The sequence below is a fragment of the Enterobacter cloacae complex sp. P43RS genome, from assembly GCF_014930585.1.
Taxonomy (GTDB): Bacteria; Pseudomonadota; Gammaproteobacteria; order Enterobacterales; family Enterobacteriaceae; genus Enterobacter; species Enterobacter bugandensis.
This window is the reverse complement of the sequence record NZ_JADBRJ010000002.1, coordinates 1-15,039: the sequence shown is the minus strand read 5'-3', so window position 1 is coordinate 15,039 and position 15,039 is coordinate 1. Positions and strand designations below refer to the sequence as shown.

The following is a 15,039-nucleotide window of genomic DNA, read 5'->3' as shown; positions in this document are numbered from 1 at the left end:
CCTTAAAAAGGAAAAGTATGACTACCTGCACTCCGCGCGCGGCATGGGGAAACCTGCTGCGTCGCCTCCATTTCTACGTCGGGCTATTTGTCGGCCCGTTTATCTTCTTCGCCGCGCTGACCGGTACGCTGTACGTGGCGACCCCGCAGCTCGAGAATGCGCTCTACCGGCACGCGCTCCATACGGATTCCGTGGGCGAGCCGAAGCCGCTGGCGGAACAAATCGCCACGGCGGAAAAGGCCGTTGGCTCAGATTTGCGTTTGCACGCCGTTCGTCCGGGACTGGTTGAAGGTGAAACCACCCGCGTGATGTTTGCTGACCCGAAACTTGGGCCCTCGGAAAACCGGGCGATCTTTATCGATCCGGTAAGCCTGGCGGTGCGGGGGGATATGACGGTGTACGGCACCAGCGGGATTTTACCGCTGCGTCAGACCATTGATTATCTGCATACCTCTCTGATGCTGGGCGATATCGGGCGGCTCTATAGCGAACTGGCCGCTTCCTGGATGTGGGTGGCCGCATTGGGAGGGATTGCCCTGTGGTTTTATACCCGACCAAAACGCCGGATTAACAATCGCTTCCAGAACCGTCGTCGGGTGCATGTGACGCTCGGCTGGATATTACTGGGGGGCATGCTGCTCTTCTCTGCAACCGGCCTGACCTGGTCCCAGTGGGCGGGGGGGAATGTTGATAAGCTGCGCGCTGAGTTGAACTGGCTAACCCCGCAGGTGAATACGACGCTATCCGGCGTGCCGGAGAGCGTGGATGAGCACGCCGAACACCGTGGCCATCACGGCGGAATGATGATGCCGGAAATGGCGATAGATCTGACGCGGTTTGATGGTGTGTTAAGCGCGGCGCGTAAAGCGGGGATTGATGCCAACAGGCTGGAGATCCGCCCGGCGAAAACAATGGATCGCGCATGGACAGTAACGGAAATCGACCGCAGCTGGCCGACTCAGGTGGACGCCGTTGCGGTTGATCCCGGTACGATGCAGATCCTCGACAGAACCCGATTCGAGGACTTCCCGCTCATGGCAAAGCTGACCCGCTGGGGCGTGGATTTCCATATGGGGATCTTATTCGGGCTGGTGAATCAGCTGCTGCTCGTTGCTTTCGGCCTTGCCCTGTGCGTGCTTATCATCTGGGGATACCGGATGTGGTGGATGCGTCGTCCGGCACAGTCGGCAATGAGTCCGGTGCAGACGCTTACTCAGAGCTGGCTGGCGCTGTCAGGGTGGGGAAGAGGTGTTACTGTGGTCATCAGCGCACTGCTGGGGCTGGCTTTGCCGGTGATGGGCGTGAGTCTGGCGCTGTTTGTTCTGATTGACTGGCTGCGCTGGCGAGCGGCAACAGGCGTGTCGCTCACCGAATCATCCGCTAAATAATCCTATGGCGCGCTGATCACCACTGACACCCGGCGGTTTTCAGCGCGCCCTTGTGCAGTGCTGTTGCTCGCAATCGGATATTTTTGGCCTAATCCCCGGGTGGTGAGATTGCTGCGCGGGATATTCGCGCCTTTCGCCCAGGCGTCGGCCACGGCATTGGCGCGTTTTAACGACAGGGCTTCGTTGTAGCTTGCTTCACCGTAATTATCCGTATGACCGTCCATTCGCGCGTGATTCAGGCCAGTTTTCGCCAGACGAGAGGCCATGGACTGGATCTGTGTTTCACTTTCCGGGCGCAGTCTGGCGTCATTCTTATCAAAGAGGATGGTGTCCGACATACCAAGCGACCAGTCGCCGTTCAGTTCGTTAAAACCGTATGACTTCATCGCCGCGATTTGCTCAGGAGTAAATTTGCCCTGGGGCGGCGACTGACAGCCTGCCAGAACCAGTGAGGCCATAATTAACGGCGCGAAGTAACGTTTTAACATAGTGTATCCTTTCTAACTTATTGTTTTCGTACGCTGGTTTTTAACCTGGTACATGTTGCGGTCAGCCCTCTCCAGTAATGCTTCCACGGAAGCATTTTCCCACGCCAGAGCAAAGCCAATGCTGAGTGACATCGATGCTTTTTGTCCGTTATGCAGATCAAACGGACGGATAAACTGCTGCGCTAGCGCAGCACAAATGTGTTGAACCTCTGGTTCAGAATGCACCCCGTACAGCACCATGGCAAATTCGTCACCGCCAAGGCGGTAGGACTGATGGCGTTTATCGCCAAATTCCACCATCCTGCTGGCGACTTCAATCAGCACGCAGTCTCCTGCCGCGTGTCCCCAGGTGTCGTTAATAAACTTAAAATTATCACCGTCGAGGAAGAGCAGGGCCGAGTTTGTTTTTGCCGAGGGGTCATTCATTAATGCCGCAATACTGTTACGAAACGCAGCGCGGTTAGCAAGACCGGTGAGCGGGTCGTGCATGGCGGTACGAAGCAGCTGAGCGTTTTTCGCCTGTAGCTTAAGCTGCCACTCCTCCATCTCGTCCAGCAGGCTGTTGAAGTCTTCTCCAAACTGATGGAATTCTTCAATGCGCCCATCTTTCACCCGACGGGAAAAGTTGCGATTGGTGCGGACGTCATGCACAACGTCGGTGATATTTTGCAGCGCAGTGACCATGCCGCGGTGCAGAGACTGGGTAATGGTGAGCGCGACGACGGTTGCAAAAAGAATACAGCCGGTGAGGACGGCAAACGACATCCAGATGAAATGGCTGATAAGGCTGTCACGCGCGGTAAGACGTATTTCACCTATCTTCGCGCCGTTGTGCAGGATGGGCTGCGCAACCGGAACGGGGAAAAGCCAGCGGCTGACCAGCGCCCCCAGCGTGTCGTTATTATCCTTCGGGTTCCAGGACCAGTAGGCAAAGCGCTTTTTATGCCCGTTGATGACTTCTGCTGCGGCAAACTGCCCCTGCTTACCCAGCGCAGCGAGCGTTTCATTGGCCGCCAGTGAATCGTTGAAAACCAGAGAGGCTTCAAGGCTGTGGCTCATTGTGGCGCCGGTTAATTCGAGATTTTTTTGCGCGTATTGTTTTAATGTTACGACCGAGGCAAAACAGAGCAACAGCCATATTAACGTCATTGTGATGATGACGCTTATCATGCTGTTTCGCCTCAGCGTTCTTTTAAAGGTCGGACGCTGCGTCGAGATGAAATCTTTATCCATGCTGCTTATTCCGTGCAAGCATCAATACATCCGGGTTAACCCTGACGCCACTGCGTGTCAACGCATCCAGATTGACGGAAAATCGCACCTGGCCACGATCGATTATCAGGCAAAAGGCGCTGCCAATAACACATTCCGGATTTTGCTCTGAGATTAATAGCAATGCTCTGCCCTGATATTGACTTATTAATTCAAGTTGTTTCGCAGGTGGTTCAGTCCCGAAATAAACAGCATCGCATGTCGCGGCCAGGGCTTCCCGATCGTTACGTACAATAACGGGGGTATAAGGTAACTCGTTATGCCCCTGGTTTTCGCTGAGCGCGTGCGTATAGTGAGAAGTGGCATAGATGCAGAGTTTAGGCTGACCGGAAAGCGACGGCCATCGCGTATAACTCACTATGCCTGAGACAATAGAACGTACCGATTTATCTGTCTCCGAGAGCGCGCCTGCCATCGCCGGGCCCACCATAAGGAACAGCATTAGCACCAGAGTGAGTCGGAACAAAGAGTTCAAGTATAAATTTCTCACCAGAATCCGCCGTACCGCTCCGGAAATAGATGTCCTTAAGAGTTGCGGGCAGAATACCATTGTTTATCAGAACCGTCATTATGTCAGAAATAGCCCATGGCTGACCTAAGCTAAATCCTACAGTTGTTTATTTTCTAAAGAATAAAAGCAGACTTAATTAAGCCTGCTGGAACGCATACTTTCATCCATACCTTTTTGCCATGACGCATGCAGTTTCGCTGCATTTTCAACAGTATCACAACTGGCTGGATAAGATTTGCCCGCTAATCCCCATGCATGAATAAAGCCTTCTTCACACACTTTCTTCTGACCATCAGCATAGCCGCGAAGATATTCATTACGATCGACGTGGGGGTCGTTAAAACTATCGGCCAGAGTCTGGTTATCTTTAACCGGCAGGCCATTTATGGCGTCTTCTTTACCCGCGCTTAACCAGTCCGGGCTCGTCCAGTTGGGCTGGAAAGTGTAAGGATTAATCTGGCAGCCCGATAAAAACAGCGACAGCAGGACGAAAGCAATCGATCGCATAACCCTTCTCCTTTTTCTTCAGCATAGCCTGGCGGGAGAAATTTAGACTGTAATTTAAAGTTTACGATTTTAGCGGCTGATTTTTGCCTTTATTGTGCCAATGTAAACTAATGTGTACGTATTTTGGATTGAAATGTTTACTTTTTATGGTATCGTGGTTTCACCTCACTGAGGAAAACAACTATCGCAAACGAGCTTTACAGGATCGCTATCATGCAAAAAGACGCGCTGAACAACGTACATATCACTGACGAACAGGTTTTGATTACCCCGGATCAACTGAAAGCGGAGTTTCCGCTGAGCGCCGCGCAGGAGGCTCAGATCGAGCACTCTCGCCAGACCATTTCTGACATTATCGCCGGCCGCGATCCGCGCCTGCTGGTGGTTTGTGGTCCTTGCTCTATTCACGATCCTGAAACCGCCATTGAGTATGCGCGTCGATTTAAAGCATTAGCGGAGGAGGTCAGCGATAGCCTCTATCTGGTGATGCGCGTCTATTTTGAAAAGCCACGCACGACGGTTGGCTGGAAAGGATTGATCAACGATCCGCACATGGATGGCTCGTTTGATGTGGAAGCAGGCCTGAAGATTGCGCGTCGCCTGCTGGTGGAACTGGTCAGCATGGGGCTGCCGCTGGCAACCGAAGCGCTGGATCCAAACAGCCCGCAATACCTGGGCGATCTGTTTAGCTGGTCCGCAATTGGTGCGCGTACGACTGAATCGCAAACCCACCGTGAGATGGCGTCTGGCCTGTCGATGCCGGTTGGCTTTAAAAACGGTACCGATGGCAGCCTGGCGACAGCGATCAACGCCATGCGCGCCGCCGCCATGCCGCACCGCTTTGTTGGGATCAACCAGGCGGGCCAGGTGTGCCTGCTGCAAACGCAGGGCAACCCGGACGGTCATGTGATCCTGCGCGGCGGTAAAGCGCCAAACTACAGCCCGGCGGACGTGGCGCAGTGTGAAAAAGAGATGGAACAGGCGGGACTGCGTCCGGCACTGATGGTAGATTGCAGTCATGGTAATTCGAATAAAGATTACCGTCGCCAGCCAGCGGTTGCGGAATCCGTGGTCGCACAGATCAAAGACGGAAACCGTTCGATTATCGGCCTGATGATTGAGAGCAACATTCATGAAGGTAATCAGTCATCAGAACAGCCGCGCAGCGCGATGAAGCACGGCGTCTCCGTGACGGATGCCTGCATCAGCTGGGAAACCACCGATGCGCTGCTGCGTGAGATCCATAAAGATTTAAGCGGCCAGCTGGCGACGCGTCTGGCTTAAGAGGGTAGTTATGGTTGCTGAATTGACCGCACTGCGCGATCAAATTGATGAAGTGGATAAGGCGCTGCTGGACCTGCTGGCGCGCCGCATGGCGCTTGTTGCCGAAGTCGGTGAGGTGAAAAGCAAATACGGCCTGCCGATTTACGTCCCGGAGCGCGAAGCCTCAATGCTGGCCTCTCGTCGTAAAGAGGCGCAGGCGCTGGGCGTTTCGCCGGATTTGATTGAAGATGTTCTGCGTCGCGTGATGCGGGAATCCTATTCCAGCGAAAACGACAAGGGCTTTAAAACCCTCTGTCCGTCCCTGCGTCCGGTGGTGATTGTTGGCGGAGCAGGGCAGATGGGGCGTCTGTTCGAGAAAATGCTGACGCTTTCTGGCTATCAGGTACGCATTCTGGAAAAAGAGGACTGGGCACAAGCACCGGAACTGATGAAAGATGCCGGAATGGTTATCGTCAGCGTGCCGATCCACGTGACGGAGCAGATCATCGGGAAGCTTCCTCCTTTACCAAAAGACTGCATTCTGGTGGATCTGGCTTCCGTTAAAAACGGTCCTCTGCAGGCGATGCTGGCTGCGCATACGGGCCCGGTGCTCGGGCTGCACCCGATGTTTGGCCCGGACAGCGGCAGCCTGGCGAAGCAGGTGGTGGTTTACTGCGACGGCCGTCAGCCGGAAGCCTATCAATGGTTCCTGGAACAGATTCAGGTCTGGGGCGCGAGGCTGCACCGCATCAGCGCGGTCGAGCACGATCAGAACATGGCGTTCATTCAGGCGCTGCGCCACTTTGCGACCTTTGCCTACGGTCTGCATCTGGCGGAAGAGAACGTGCAGCTTGAACAGCTGCTGGCGCTCTCTTCACCCATCTATCGTCTTGAGCTGGCGATGGTCGGGCGTCTGTTTGCGCAGGATCCCCAGCTTTACGCCGACATCATCATGTCGTCTGAAAATAATCTGGCGCTGATCAAGCGCTACTATCAGCGCTTTGGCGAAGCCATTACGCTGCTGGAGCACGGAGACAAGCAGGCGTTTATCGACAGCTTCCGCAAAGTGGAGCACTGGTTCGGCGATTACGCCACGCGTTTCCAGAGTGAAAGCCGCACGCTGTTGCGCCAGGCAAATGACAGTCGCCAGTAATCCAATGATGTATATACTGAAAGCCAGCAATGCTGGCTTTTTTCATTTTGGGGAACTGTCATGGCTGAACCGCAGCTGCTGTTGAACTACACCGGGCATCTGCCCGAATGCCCGACGTGGAGCGCAGAAGAAAATGCGCTTTACTGGGCGGATATTCTGGAAGGGGAGATCCACCGCTACCACCTGCCGACGGCGGAACATACCGTGCTCTCTTTCCACGAGGAGGTGGGCTGTTTCGCGCTGCGCGAGCAGGGTGGTTTTATCGTTGCGATGCGCACGGGCATCTGGCTGACCGATAAACACGGACTGCTGCGCCGCAAGGTGTGTGATAACCCCTCTAACCCGCAGCTGGCGCGTTTTAACGATGGGGGCACCGACCATCAGGGCCGGTTCTATGCGGGCACGTTCTGGGGGCCGGGAGATTACAACGGCGCCCTGCTGATGCGCATCGACAACGACCTGACGCCGAAGGTGATCCAGTGCGATATCCACGGGCACAACGGCCTGGCGTTTAGCCCGGATAAGCAGTGGATGTTTACCTCAGACACGCCCAACGGTGTGATCTTCCGTACCCCGCTTGATGAGCAGGGCGAACCGGGCAGGCGCGAGGTGTTTCGGCAGTTTAATGAGGGCGAAGGGATACCGGACGGTGCGGCGATGGATGTGGAAGGCTGCTACTGGAGCGCGCTGTTTGACGGCTGGCGTATCGCGCGTTTTTCTCCACAAGGGGAGCAACTGGAAGAATACCGCATGCCGGTGCGTTGCCCTACGATGGTCTGCTTTGGCGGCGATGATATGAAAACGCTGTTCATTACCACCACGCGGGAAAATATGGATGCGGAGGAGGTGGCGAAGTATCCGCTTTCCGGAGCCGTCTTCACCCTGCCGGTTAATGTGGCAGGGATGAAGAAAAGCCGTTTTATCGAATGCTAGCTTGGATCGACCGGGACGACGTTTTCGCTCGGATAGCAGCCCAGCACTTTCATTGAACGGGTAATTTCACCCAGTTCGCGCAGGGCTTTCTGCATGGATGCAGATTCCAGGTTGGCCTGGATATCGAGGTAAAACATCTCTTCCCATGGATTACCGTGGATTGGGCGTGATTCCAGCCTGGTCATGATCAAATTGTGGTTGCGCAGCACCAGCAGGGCTTCTACCAGCGCGCCCGCCTGCTGGCCGGTCGCCATCAGCAGCGTGGTTTTCGCCGGCACCTGGTCTGACACGTTGATTGCCTTGCGGGCCAGCACCACGAAGCGGGTGATGTTTTGCGTCTGGTTAGCAAGATTGCGTTCAAGAACCTGTAAGCCATACAGCGCGCCGCCCGCTTCGCTGCCGAGCGCAGCAACGGTTGGGGAGTTGGCTTGCGCTACTTTTTCCATTGCCGCCGAGGTGCTTTCGGTGTACTCAATTTTCCAGTTCGGATAGCGGTTCAGGAACTGGCTACACTGCTGGAAAGGCTGCGGATGGCTGTAGACCGTTTCGATCGTGTTCAGGTCCGTTGAACCGGAGACCAGCACGCAGTGATCGATAGGGATCGTCAGCTCGCCGACCAGCGACAGGCTGGTGTGCTGCAGTAAATCGTAGACGTCGTTAATGGCGCCGGAACTGGTGTTTTCAATCGGCACCACGGCGTAATCCGCCTGGCCGGTCTCAACCTGGTTAAAAATATCGGCGAATTTTGCGCAGCCGCTCTCAATAAACTCTTCAAAATGACGTGCGGCATACTGGCGTGCGGCCAGATGAGAGTAGGAGCCTTTAGGCCCGAGGAAGGCGATGCGCGCCGAGTGCGGGTTGGTTTTATTGAGATGCTGCTGGAGTAGCGCTTGCTGGGTCAGAACGGAATCTTCGATGATGAGCTGGAACAGCCGGGTGATGTAGTGGGCATCGAGGTGATGCGCTTTACCGAGCTGGATGAGACGCTCCAGCAGATCGCGCTCGCGGTCGATATCACGCACCGGGCGATGGGAGTCCAGCTTGGCTTTGCCCACTTCAACGGCGAGGGCGCGACGTTCGGCCAGCAGCGCCAGTAATTTTTCATCCAGCGCGCTGATTTTTACTCGCAGATCCAGTAACGGGTTTTCCGGTGTCATAGTGTTGCCTGTCTCATTTTATCGTTATCAATAAAAAAGGCCCCCCGGTGTGGGAGGCCTTGTTGTTCGTCTTCGCATTCTTTATCACACGACGAAACGCCTCCCGTTCAGGGGAAGGTAAAAAAGAATGCGAAGAAGAACGGCGTAAGTTTCATAAAGTCATCCTGTGATTGATACCGTTAAAGTACCCGTACTGTTTTCACCCTGTCAATAAAAAACGCGCCCGAAGGCGCGTTGGCGGTACACTCAATTTAAAGGATTACTCTTCTTCAACTTCTTCCGCGAAGCTGGCGTCTTTCACCGACGTTGCGGCGCGACGGGCTTCACCTTTGTGTTGCACTTTATTGAGCTGCCGTTCCAGCTTGTTGATCAAATCGTTAATAGCGGTGTACATATCCTCATGTTTTGCGCTGGCGACCAGATGGCCGTTTGGAGTATTGATAGTTGCGTCAGCGATGAAACCCTGGGGCTCCTTGGACAGGATGATATGTGGATTAATCAAATGTGTTTGCCATTTATCCAGTTTGGCGAGACGGTCTGCGACGTGCTGGCGAATTGCCGGAGTAATTTCCATTTGTTTACTGGTAATGTTCATTGTCATAAATTTTACCTCTTGTCTTTCCGTCTTGGTGATTCCAGCATACCCGACCTAATGTCAAAATGTGTGATTTAGATCACGTTATTTTGTCGGTTTTTGTCAGGGAATCTTTTTTGTGAGGCAGGGCAGGAAGAGATGAGATTTACCTTGTGGAAGGTACGAATTACGGTCATAGTTGACGGGATGTGTTGAGGCTAAAGCGCTTCAGCGGATGTCTGAATTGAATAAAAAAACGGCAGTCTTCGGGCTGCCGTTTTGCATTGAAGCGATATCAAGTGTTGCTGCTGTTCGCGGCGATGATTTTCGCCACTTTTTCAGCCTGAGCTGTCATCTGCATCTGACGGTAAGCATTTTCCATCAGCTTCAGGCCGTCACGCGTAGCCTGAGTATCCGGATAATCACGCAGCATACCTTCTACGCGGTTAACCACAGCAACCCATGCGCCACGGCGGGTATAGTATTCCGCAACGGAGTACTCATATTTCGCCAGACGATCTTTCAGGAACACCAGACGTTTGGTCGCGTCGGTGACGTACTGACTGTTCGGATAGCCGCGCACCAGCTTGGAGAAATCATTGAAGGCGTCGCGCGCATGCTGCGGGTCTCGGTCGGAGCGATCTACGCCGAAGAAGCCCTGCAGGGCGCTGTCGTCCAGCGCCATGTTGGTCAGGCCGCGCATGTACATGACGTAGTCGATGTTAGGATGAGTCGGGTTCAGACGCATGAAACGATCGATAGTTGCCTGAGCCAGCGGCAGATCGGCATTTTTGTAGTAGGCGTAGATAAGATCTAACTGTACCTGCTGCGAATACGGACCAAATGGATAGCGATTATCCAACGCTTCCAGTTGCGTTATCGCCTGTTTCCAGTTACCGTCCTGCAACTTTTGTTGTGCAGTCGCATAGATTTCATTCGGCGGATTGTCAGGGACCTGTTCATTCGAACCGGAGCAGCCCACCAAAGCCAGGCTCAACGTGGCCGCTGCCACCAGATATTTCATGCGCGTCATGACGTTTTGACTTTCCTCAAATGTTTGTCCGGGAGAAACTCTGTTCCTGCTCCCGATTAAGACCAGCTACAATAGCACACTATATTAAACGGCAAAGCCGTAAAACCCAACGTTAAACAAAGAAGCAGTTTATGGCACAACGAGTAGAACTCACCGCAACAGTCTCCGAAAATCAGCTCGGTCAACGCTTAGATCAGGCTTTGGCCGAATTGTTCCCTGATTATTCGCGTTCACGTATAAAAGAATGGATCCTTGACCAGCGCGTGCTGGTAAACGGCAAGATCTGGGACAAACCAAAAGAGAAAGTGTTTGGTGGGGAAGCTGTTGCCATCAATGCTGAAATCGAAGAGGAAATCCGCTTCGAGCCGCAGGATATCCCATTGGACATCGTCTATGAAGATGATGACATTCTGGTGATCAACAAGCCGCGCGACCTGGTTGTTCATCCGGGCGCAGGGAATCCAGACGGTACGGTACTTAACGCACTTCTTCATTATTATCCGCCGATTGCGGATGTCCCACGTGCAGGCATCGTTCACCGTCTGGATAAAGACACCACCGGCCTGATGGTGGTGGCGAAGACCGTTCCCGCTCAGACCCGTCTGGTGGAGTCGCTGCAGCTGCGTGAGATTACTCGCGAATATGAAGCGGTGGCGATTGGACACATGACCGCTGGCGGCACGGTAGAAGAGCCGATCAGCCGTCACCCGACGAAACGTACCCATATGTCGGTGCATCCGATGGGTAAACCGGCGGTGACGCACTATCGCATTATGGAGCACTTCCGTATTCATACCCGCCTGCGCCTGCGCCTGGAAACCGGTCGTACTCACCAGATCCGCGTTCACATGGCGCACATTACCCATCCGCTGGTGGGAGATCAGGTGTACGGCGGTCGTCCGCGTCCTCCAAAAGGCGCGTCGGATGAGTTCATCAGCGTATTGCGTAAATTCGATCGTCAGGCGCTGCATGCGACCATGCTGCGTCTTTATCACCCGATCAGTGGTATCCAGATGGAATGGCATGCGCCTATCCCGCAGGATATGGTGGAACTCATTGATGCCATGCGTGCCGATTTCGAAGAACATAAGGATCAAGTGGACTGGTTATGACCAAACTGATTGTCCCGGAGTGGCCGCTGCCTGCAGGCGTGGCCGCCTGTAGTTCGACCCGTATTGGCGGCGTGAGCCAGGGCGCGTGGGAGTCTTTAAACCTCGGTGCGCACTGCGGCGATAGCCCGGAACACGTTGAAGAGAACCGCACGCGTCTGTTTGCTGCAGGAAATCTGCCGTCGAAGCCGGTTTGGCTGGAGCAGGTTCACGGCAAAGCGGTACTGAAGCTGACGGGAGAACCTTACGCTTCCAAACGCGCCGATGCTTCTTACAGTAATACGCCGGGCACGGTTTGTGCCGTAATGACCGCCGATTGTCTGCCGGTTCTGTTTTGTAACCGTGCCGGTACGGAGGTGGCAGCAGCGCACGCGGGCTGGCGTGGCTTATGCGAGGGCGTGCTGGAAGAGACCGTCGCCTGCTTCAATGATGATCCCGCCAATATCATGGCCTGGCTAGGTCCGGCGATTGGCCCTCATGCTTTTGAAGTGGGGCCGGAGGTTCGCGAAGCATTTATGGAAAAAGATCCGCAAGCCATTGAGGCCTTCCTGCCTGCCGGGGAAAAATATCTGGCGGATATTTACCAGCTTGCCCGCCAGCGTCTGAATAATATTGGCGTAACGCAGATCTTCGGCGGCGATCGCTGTACGTTCACCGAAAAGGATGATTTTTTCTCCTATCGCCGCGACAAGACGACGGGTCGTATGGCAAGTTTCATTTGGCTGATATAACCTAAAGAATCAAGACGATCCGGCACGTGCCGTTTTCTTTTCACATAATTCAGGTCATTAACCTTGAATAATTGAGGGATGACCTCATTTAATCTCCAGTAGCAAATTTGACCTGTTATGGGAGGAGTTATGCGTCTGGATCGTCTTACTAATAAATTCCAGCTTGCTCTCGCCGATGCCCAGTCCCTTGCACTGGGGCACGACAACCAATTCATCGAACCTCTTCATTTAATGAGCGCCTTGCTGAATCAGGAAGGGGGATCGGTACGTCCTTTATTAACGTCTGCTGGCATTAATGCTGGCCAGTTACGCACCGCTATCGATCAGGCGCTGAGCCGTTTACCGCAGGTAGAAGGTACCGGCGGCGATGTGCAGCCGTCGCAGGATCTGGTGCGCGTGCTGAACCTTTGCGACAAGCTGGCGCAAAAACGTGGGGACAACTTTATTTCGTCGGAGCTCTTTGTTCTGGCGGCGCTTGAATCACGCGGTACCTTGACCGACCTGCTGAAATCTGCCGGTGCGACCACCGCCAATGTGACTCAGGCGATTGAGAAAATGCGCGGAGGTGAAAGCGTGAACGATCAGGGAGCCGAAGACCAACGTCAGGCTTTGAAGAAATTTACGGTCGATCTGACCGAACGTGCCGAGCAGGGCAAACTTGACCCGGTTATCGGCCGTGACGAAGAGATCCGCCGTACGATTCAGGTACTGCAGCGTCGTACCAAAAACAACCCGGTACTGATTGGTGAGCCGGGGGTCGGTAAAACCGCCATCGTTGAAGGGCTTGCGCAGCGTATCGTAAACGGTGAAGTGCCGGAAGGGTTGAAAGGCCGCCGCGTACTGGCGCTGGATATGGGCGCGCTGGTGGCCGGGGCGAAATACCGCGGTGAGTTTGAAGAGCGTTTGAAAGGCGTGCTGAACGACTTGGCGAAACAGGAAGGCAACGTCATTCTGTTTATCGACGAACTGCACACCATGGTCGGGGCCGGTAAAGCTGACGGCGCAATGGATGCCGGGAACATGCTGAAACCTGCGCTGGCGCGTGGTGAACTTCACTGTGTCGGTGCCACTACGCTTGATGAGTATCGTCAGTACATTGAGAAAGATGCCGCTCTGGAACGTCGCTTCCAGAAAGTGTTTGTTGCTGAGCCAAGCGTTGAAGATACCATCGCGATCCTGCGTGGTCTGAAAGAGCGTTATGAACTGCACCACCATGTACAGATTACTGACCCGGCCATCGTTGCGGCGGCGACGCTTTCGCATCGGTATATCGCCGATCGTCAGTTGCCTGATAAAGCAATCGACCTGATCGATGAAGCGGCGTCGAGCATTCGTATGCAGATTGACTCGAAGCCGGAAGAACTGGACCGACTCGACCGCCGCATCATTCAGCTCAAGCTGGAACAGCAGGCGCTGAAAAAAGAGTCTGATGAAGCCAGTAAGAAACGCCTGGATATGCTCAATGAAGAGCTGGACGATAAAGAGCGCCAGTATTCTGAGCTGGAAGAAGAGTGGAAAGCCGAGAAAGCCTCCCTCTCTGGCACGCAGACCATTAAAGCGGAACTCGAACAGGCCAAAATTGCCATTGAGCAGGCTCGCCGTGTGGGTGACCTGGCACGTATGTCTGAACTGCAGTACGGCAAAATCCCTGAGCTGGAGAAACAGCTTGAGATCGCCACGCAGTCTGAAGGCAAAACCATGCGTCTGTTACGTAATAAAGTGACGGATGCCGAAATTGCCGAAGTGCTCGCTCGCTGGACCGGTATTCCGGTGGCGCGCATGATGGAAAGCGAACGCGATAAGCTGCTGCGTATGGAACAGGATCTGCATCAGCGGGTGATTGGTCAGGACGAGGCGGTTGAAGCGGTCTCCAACGCTATTCGCCGTAGCCGTGCTGGGCTTTCCGATCCAAATCGCCCGATCGGTTCGTTCCTGTTCCTGGGGCCGACCGGTGTCGGTAAAACCGAACTGTGTAAAGCGCTGGCAAACTTTATGTTCGACAGCGACGATGCGATGGTGCGTATCGACATGTCCGAGTTCATGGAGAAACACTCCGTCTCGCGCCTGGTCGGTGCGCCTCCGGGATATGTTGGTTATGAAGAGGGCGGCTACCTGACCGAAGCGGTGCGCCGGCGTCCTTATTCCGTCATCCTGCTGGATGAGGTGGAAAAAGCGCATCCGGATGTGTTCAACATCCTGCTTCAGGTGCTGGATGATGGTCGTCTGACAGACGGGCAGGGGAGAACGGTCGATTTCCGTAATACGGTCGTCATCATGACCTCGAACCTGGGTTCCGATTTGATTCAGGAACGTTTCGGTGAACTTGACTACAGCCATATGAAGGATCTGGTGCTCGGTGTGGTGAGCCATAACTTCCGTCCGGAGTTCATTAACCGTATTGACGAAGTGGTGGTATTCCACCCTCTGGGTGAGAAACACATTGCGTCGATTGCGCAGATCCAGCTGCAGCGTCTGTACAAACGTCTGGAAGAGCGTGGATATGAAATTCACATCTCCGACGATGCGCTGAAGCTGCTGAGCGAGAATGGTTACGATCCGGTTTATGGTGCGCGTCCACTGAAACGTGCTATTCAGCAGCAGATCGAAAACCCGCTGGCGCAGCAGATCCTCTCCGGAGAACTGATTCCGGGCAAAGTTATCCGTCTGGAAGCCAACGACGATCGTATTGTGGCAGTGCAGTAAGTCACAAAACGCAAAAACGAGCCGCTTGCGGCTCGTTTTTGTTTAAAAACCAGGCGAAAATTGAGGTCTGGGATGCGTTTTGCCTGGAAAGTGAGCAGTCAGTAAATAATTTTCACTTTATCCTTGCAGCTTCGGAATTACTCCCTATAATGCGCCTCCACTGACACGGAACAACGGCACACACGCCGCCGGGTCAGCAGAGAACAGCGAAAATAAA

15 protein-coding genes and 1 other annotated feature are annotated in these 15,039 nt (G+C 54.1%); of the genes, 7 read left to right on the top strand and 8 right to left on the bottom strand.

All coding sequences use genetic code 11. The features are described from left to right. Positions 1-17: 17 nt before the first annotated feature. Positions 18-1,388, top strand: coding sequence for a PepSY domain-containing protein (locus tag IM294_RS03910; protein ID WP_126817367.1), 1,371 nt, complete (start codon positions 18-20; stop codon positions 1,386-1,388). Between the two features lie 2 nt (positions 1,389-1,390). Here the strand turns inward: IM294_RS03910 and IM294_RS03905 are convergent, their stop codons facing one another. The 4 genes from IM294_RS03905 to IM294_RS03890 form a co-directional block, all read right to left on the bottom strand. Continuing rightward, positions 1,391-1,876: an OmpA family protein gene (locus tag IM294_RS03905; RefSeq protein WP_088204855.1), complete on the bottom strand. Its 486-nt coding sequence runs from the start codon at positions 1,874-1,876 to the stop codon at positions 1,391-1,393. 12 nt (positions 1,877-1,888) lie between these two features. Next, a complete protein-coding gene (gene dgcN / locus IM294_RS03900) occupies positions 1,889-3,109 on the bottom strand; it encodes a diguanylate cyclase DgcN (protein WP_049136910.1) in 1,221 nt (406 codons plus the stop codon). After that, positions 3,102-3,563: a YfiR family protein gene (locus tag IM294_RS03895; protein ID WP_370528543.1), complete on the bottom strand. Its 462-nt coding sequence runs from the start codon at positions 3,561-3,563 to the stop codon at positions 3,102-3,104. The genes dgcN and IM294_RS03895 overlap by 8 nt, the downstream gene beginning before the upstream one ends. Before the next feature lie 228 nt (positions 3,564-3,791). Then, positions 3,792-4,166 carry a DUF2799 domain-containing protein gene (locus IM294_RS03890; RefSeq protein ID WP_126817369.1) on the bottom strand — a complete coding sequence of 125 codons (375 nt, stop codon included), beginning with the start codon at positions 4,164-4,166 and terminating at the stop codon, positions 3,792-3,794. A 213-nt stretch (positions 4,167-4,379) separates the two neighbouring features. Between IM294_RS03890 and aroF the strand changes: the two genes are divergently transcribed. From aroF to IM294_RS03875, 3 genes are read left to right on the top strand one after another with little or no spacing between them, the layout of a single operon-like run. Beyond that, positions 4,380-5,450, top strand: coding sequence for a 3-deoxy-7-phosphoheptulonate synthase AroF (gene aroF / locus IM294_RS03885; RefSeq protein WP_041908638.1), 1,071 nt, complete (start codon positions 4,380-4,382; stop codon positions 5,448-5,450). 10 nt (positions 5,451-5,460) lie between these two features. After that, positions 5,461-6,582 (top strand): bifunctional chorismate mutase/prephenate dehydrogenase, encoded by a 1,122-nt coding sequence (gene tyrA / locus IM294_RS03880; RefSeq protein WP_028014119.1) that lies wholly within the window; start codon positions 5,461-5,463, stop codon positions 6,580-6,582. 60 nt (positions 6,583-6,642) lie between these two features. Beyond that, positions 6,643-7,515, top strand: coding sequence for an SMP-30/gluconolactonase/LRE family protein (locus IM294_RS03875; RefSeq protein WP_126817371.1), 873 nt, complete (start codon positions 6,643-6,645; stop codon positions 7,513-7,515). Here the strand turns inward: IM294_RS03875 and pheA are convergent. From pheA to bamD, 4 genes are all read right to left on the bottom strand, one after another. Continuing rightward, the gene (gene pheA, locus IM294_RS03870; RefSeq protein WP_028014117.1) at positions 7,512-8,672 is read right to left on the bottom strand and encodes a bifunctional chorismate mutase/prephenate dehydratase; all 1,161 of its coding nucleotides are present in this window, start codon (positions 8,670-8,672) and stop codon (positions 7,512-7,514) included. The genes IM294_RS03875 and pheA overlap by 4 nt on opposite strands. 30 nt (positions 8,673-8,702) lie before the next feature. Next, positions 8,703-8,828: a sequence feature (Phe leader region), on the bottom strand. Beyond that, entirely contained in the window at positions 8,780-8,827 is a 48-nt protein-coding gene (pheL, locus tag IM294_RS03865) for a pheA operon leader peptide PheL (protein ID WP_100249759.1), read from the bottom strand. It overlaps the preceding feature by 48 nt. A gap of 103 nt (positions 8,829-8,931) precedes the next feature. Continuing rightward, a complete protein-coding gene (gene raiA, locus IM294_RS03860; protein WP_003863162.1) occupies positions 8,932-9,273 on the bottom strand; it encodes a ribosome-associated translation inhibitor RaiA in 342 nt (113 codons plus the stop codon). A 268-nt stretch (positions 9,274-9,541) separates the two neighbouring features. Continuing rightward, the gene (bamD, locus tag IM294_RS03855; RefSeq protein WP_023308867.1) at positions 9,542-10,279 is read right to left on the bottom strand and encodes an outer membrane protein assembly factor BamD; all 738 of its coding nucleotides are present in this window, start codon (positions 10,277-10,279) and stop codon (positions 9,542-9,544) included. Positions 10,280-10,410: 131 nt separating this feature from the next. Here bamD and rluD point away from each other — a divergent pair, with 131 nt between their 5' ends. The 3 genes from rluD (at position 10,411) to clpB (ending at position 14,822) form a co-directional block, all read left to right on the top strand. Further along, a complete protein-coding gene (gene rluD / locus IM294_RS03850; RefSeq protein WP_028014116.1) occupies positions 10,411-11,391 on the top strand; it encodes a 23S rRNA pseudouridine(1911/1915/1917) synthase RluD in 981 nt (326 codons plus the stop codon). Beyond that, positions 11,388-12,119 carry a purine nucleoside phosphorylase YfiH gene (gene yfiH / locus IM294_RS03845; RefSeq protein ID WP_126345019.1) on the top strand — a complete coding sequence of 244 codons (732 nt, stop codon included), beginning with the start codon at positions 11,388-11,390 and terminating at the stop codon, positions 12,117-12,119. Before rluD ends, yfiH begins: the two co-directional genes overlap by 4 nt. Before the next feature lie 129 nt (positions 12,120-12,248). Then, a complete protein-coding gene (gene clpB, locus IM294_RS03840) occupies positions 12,249-14,822 on the top strand; it encodes an ATP-dependent chaperone ClpB (protein WP_041908644.1) in 2,574 nt (857 codons plus the stop codon). The last annotated feature ends 217 nt before the right edge of the window (positions 14,823-15,039 follow it).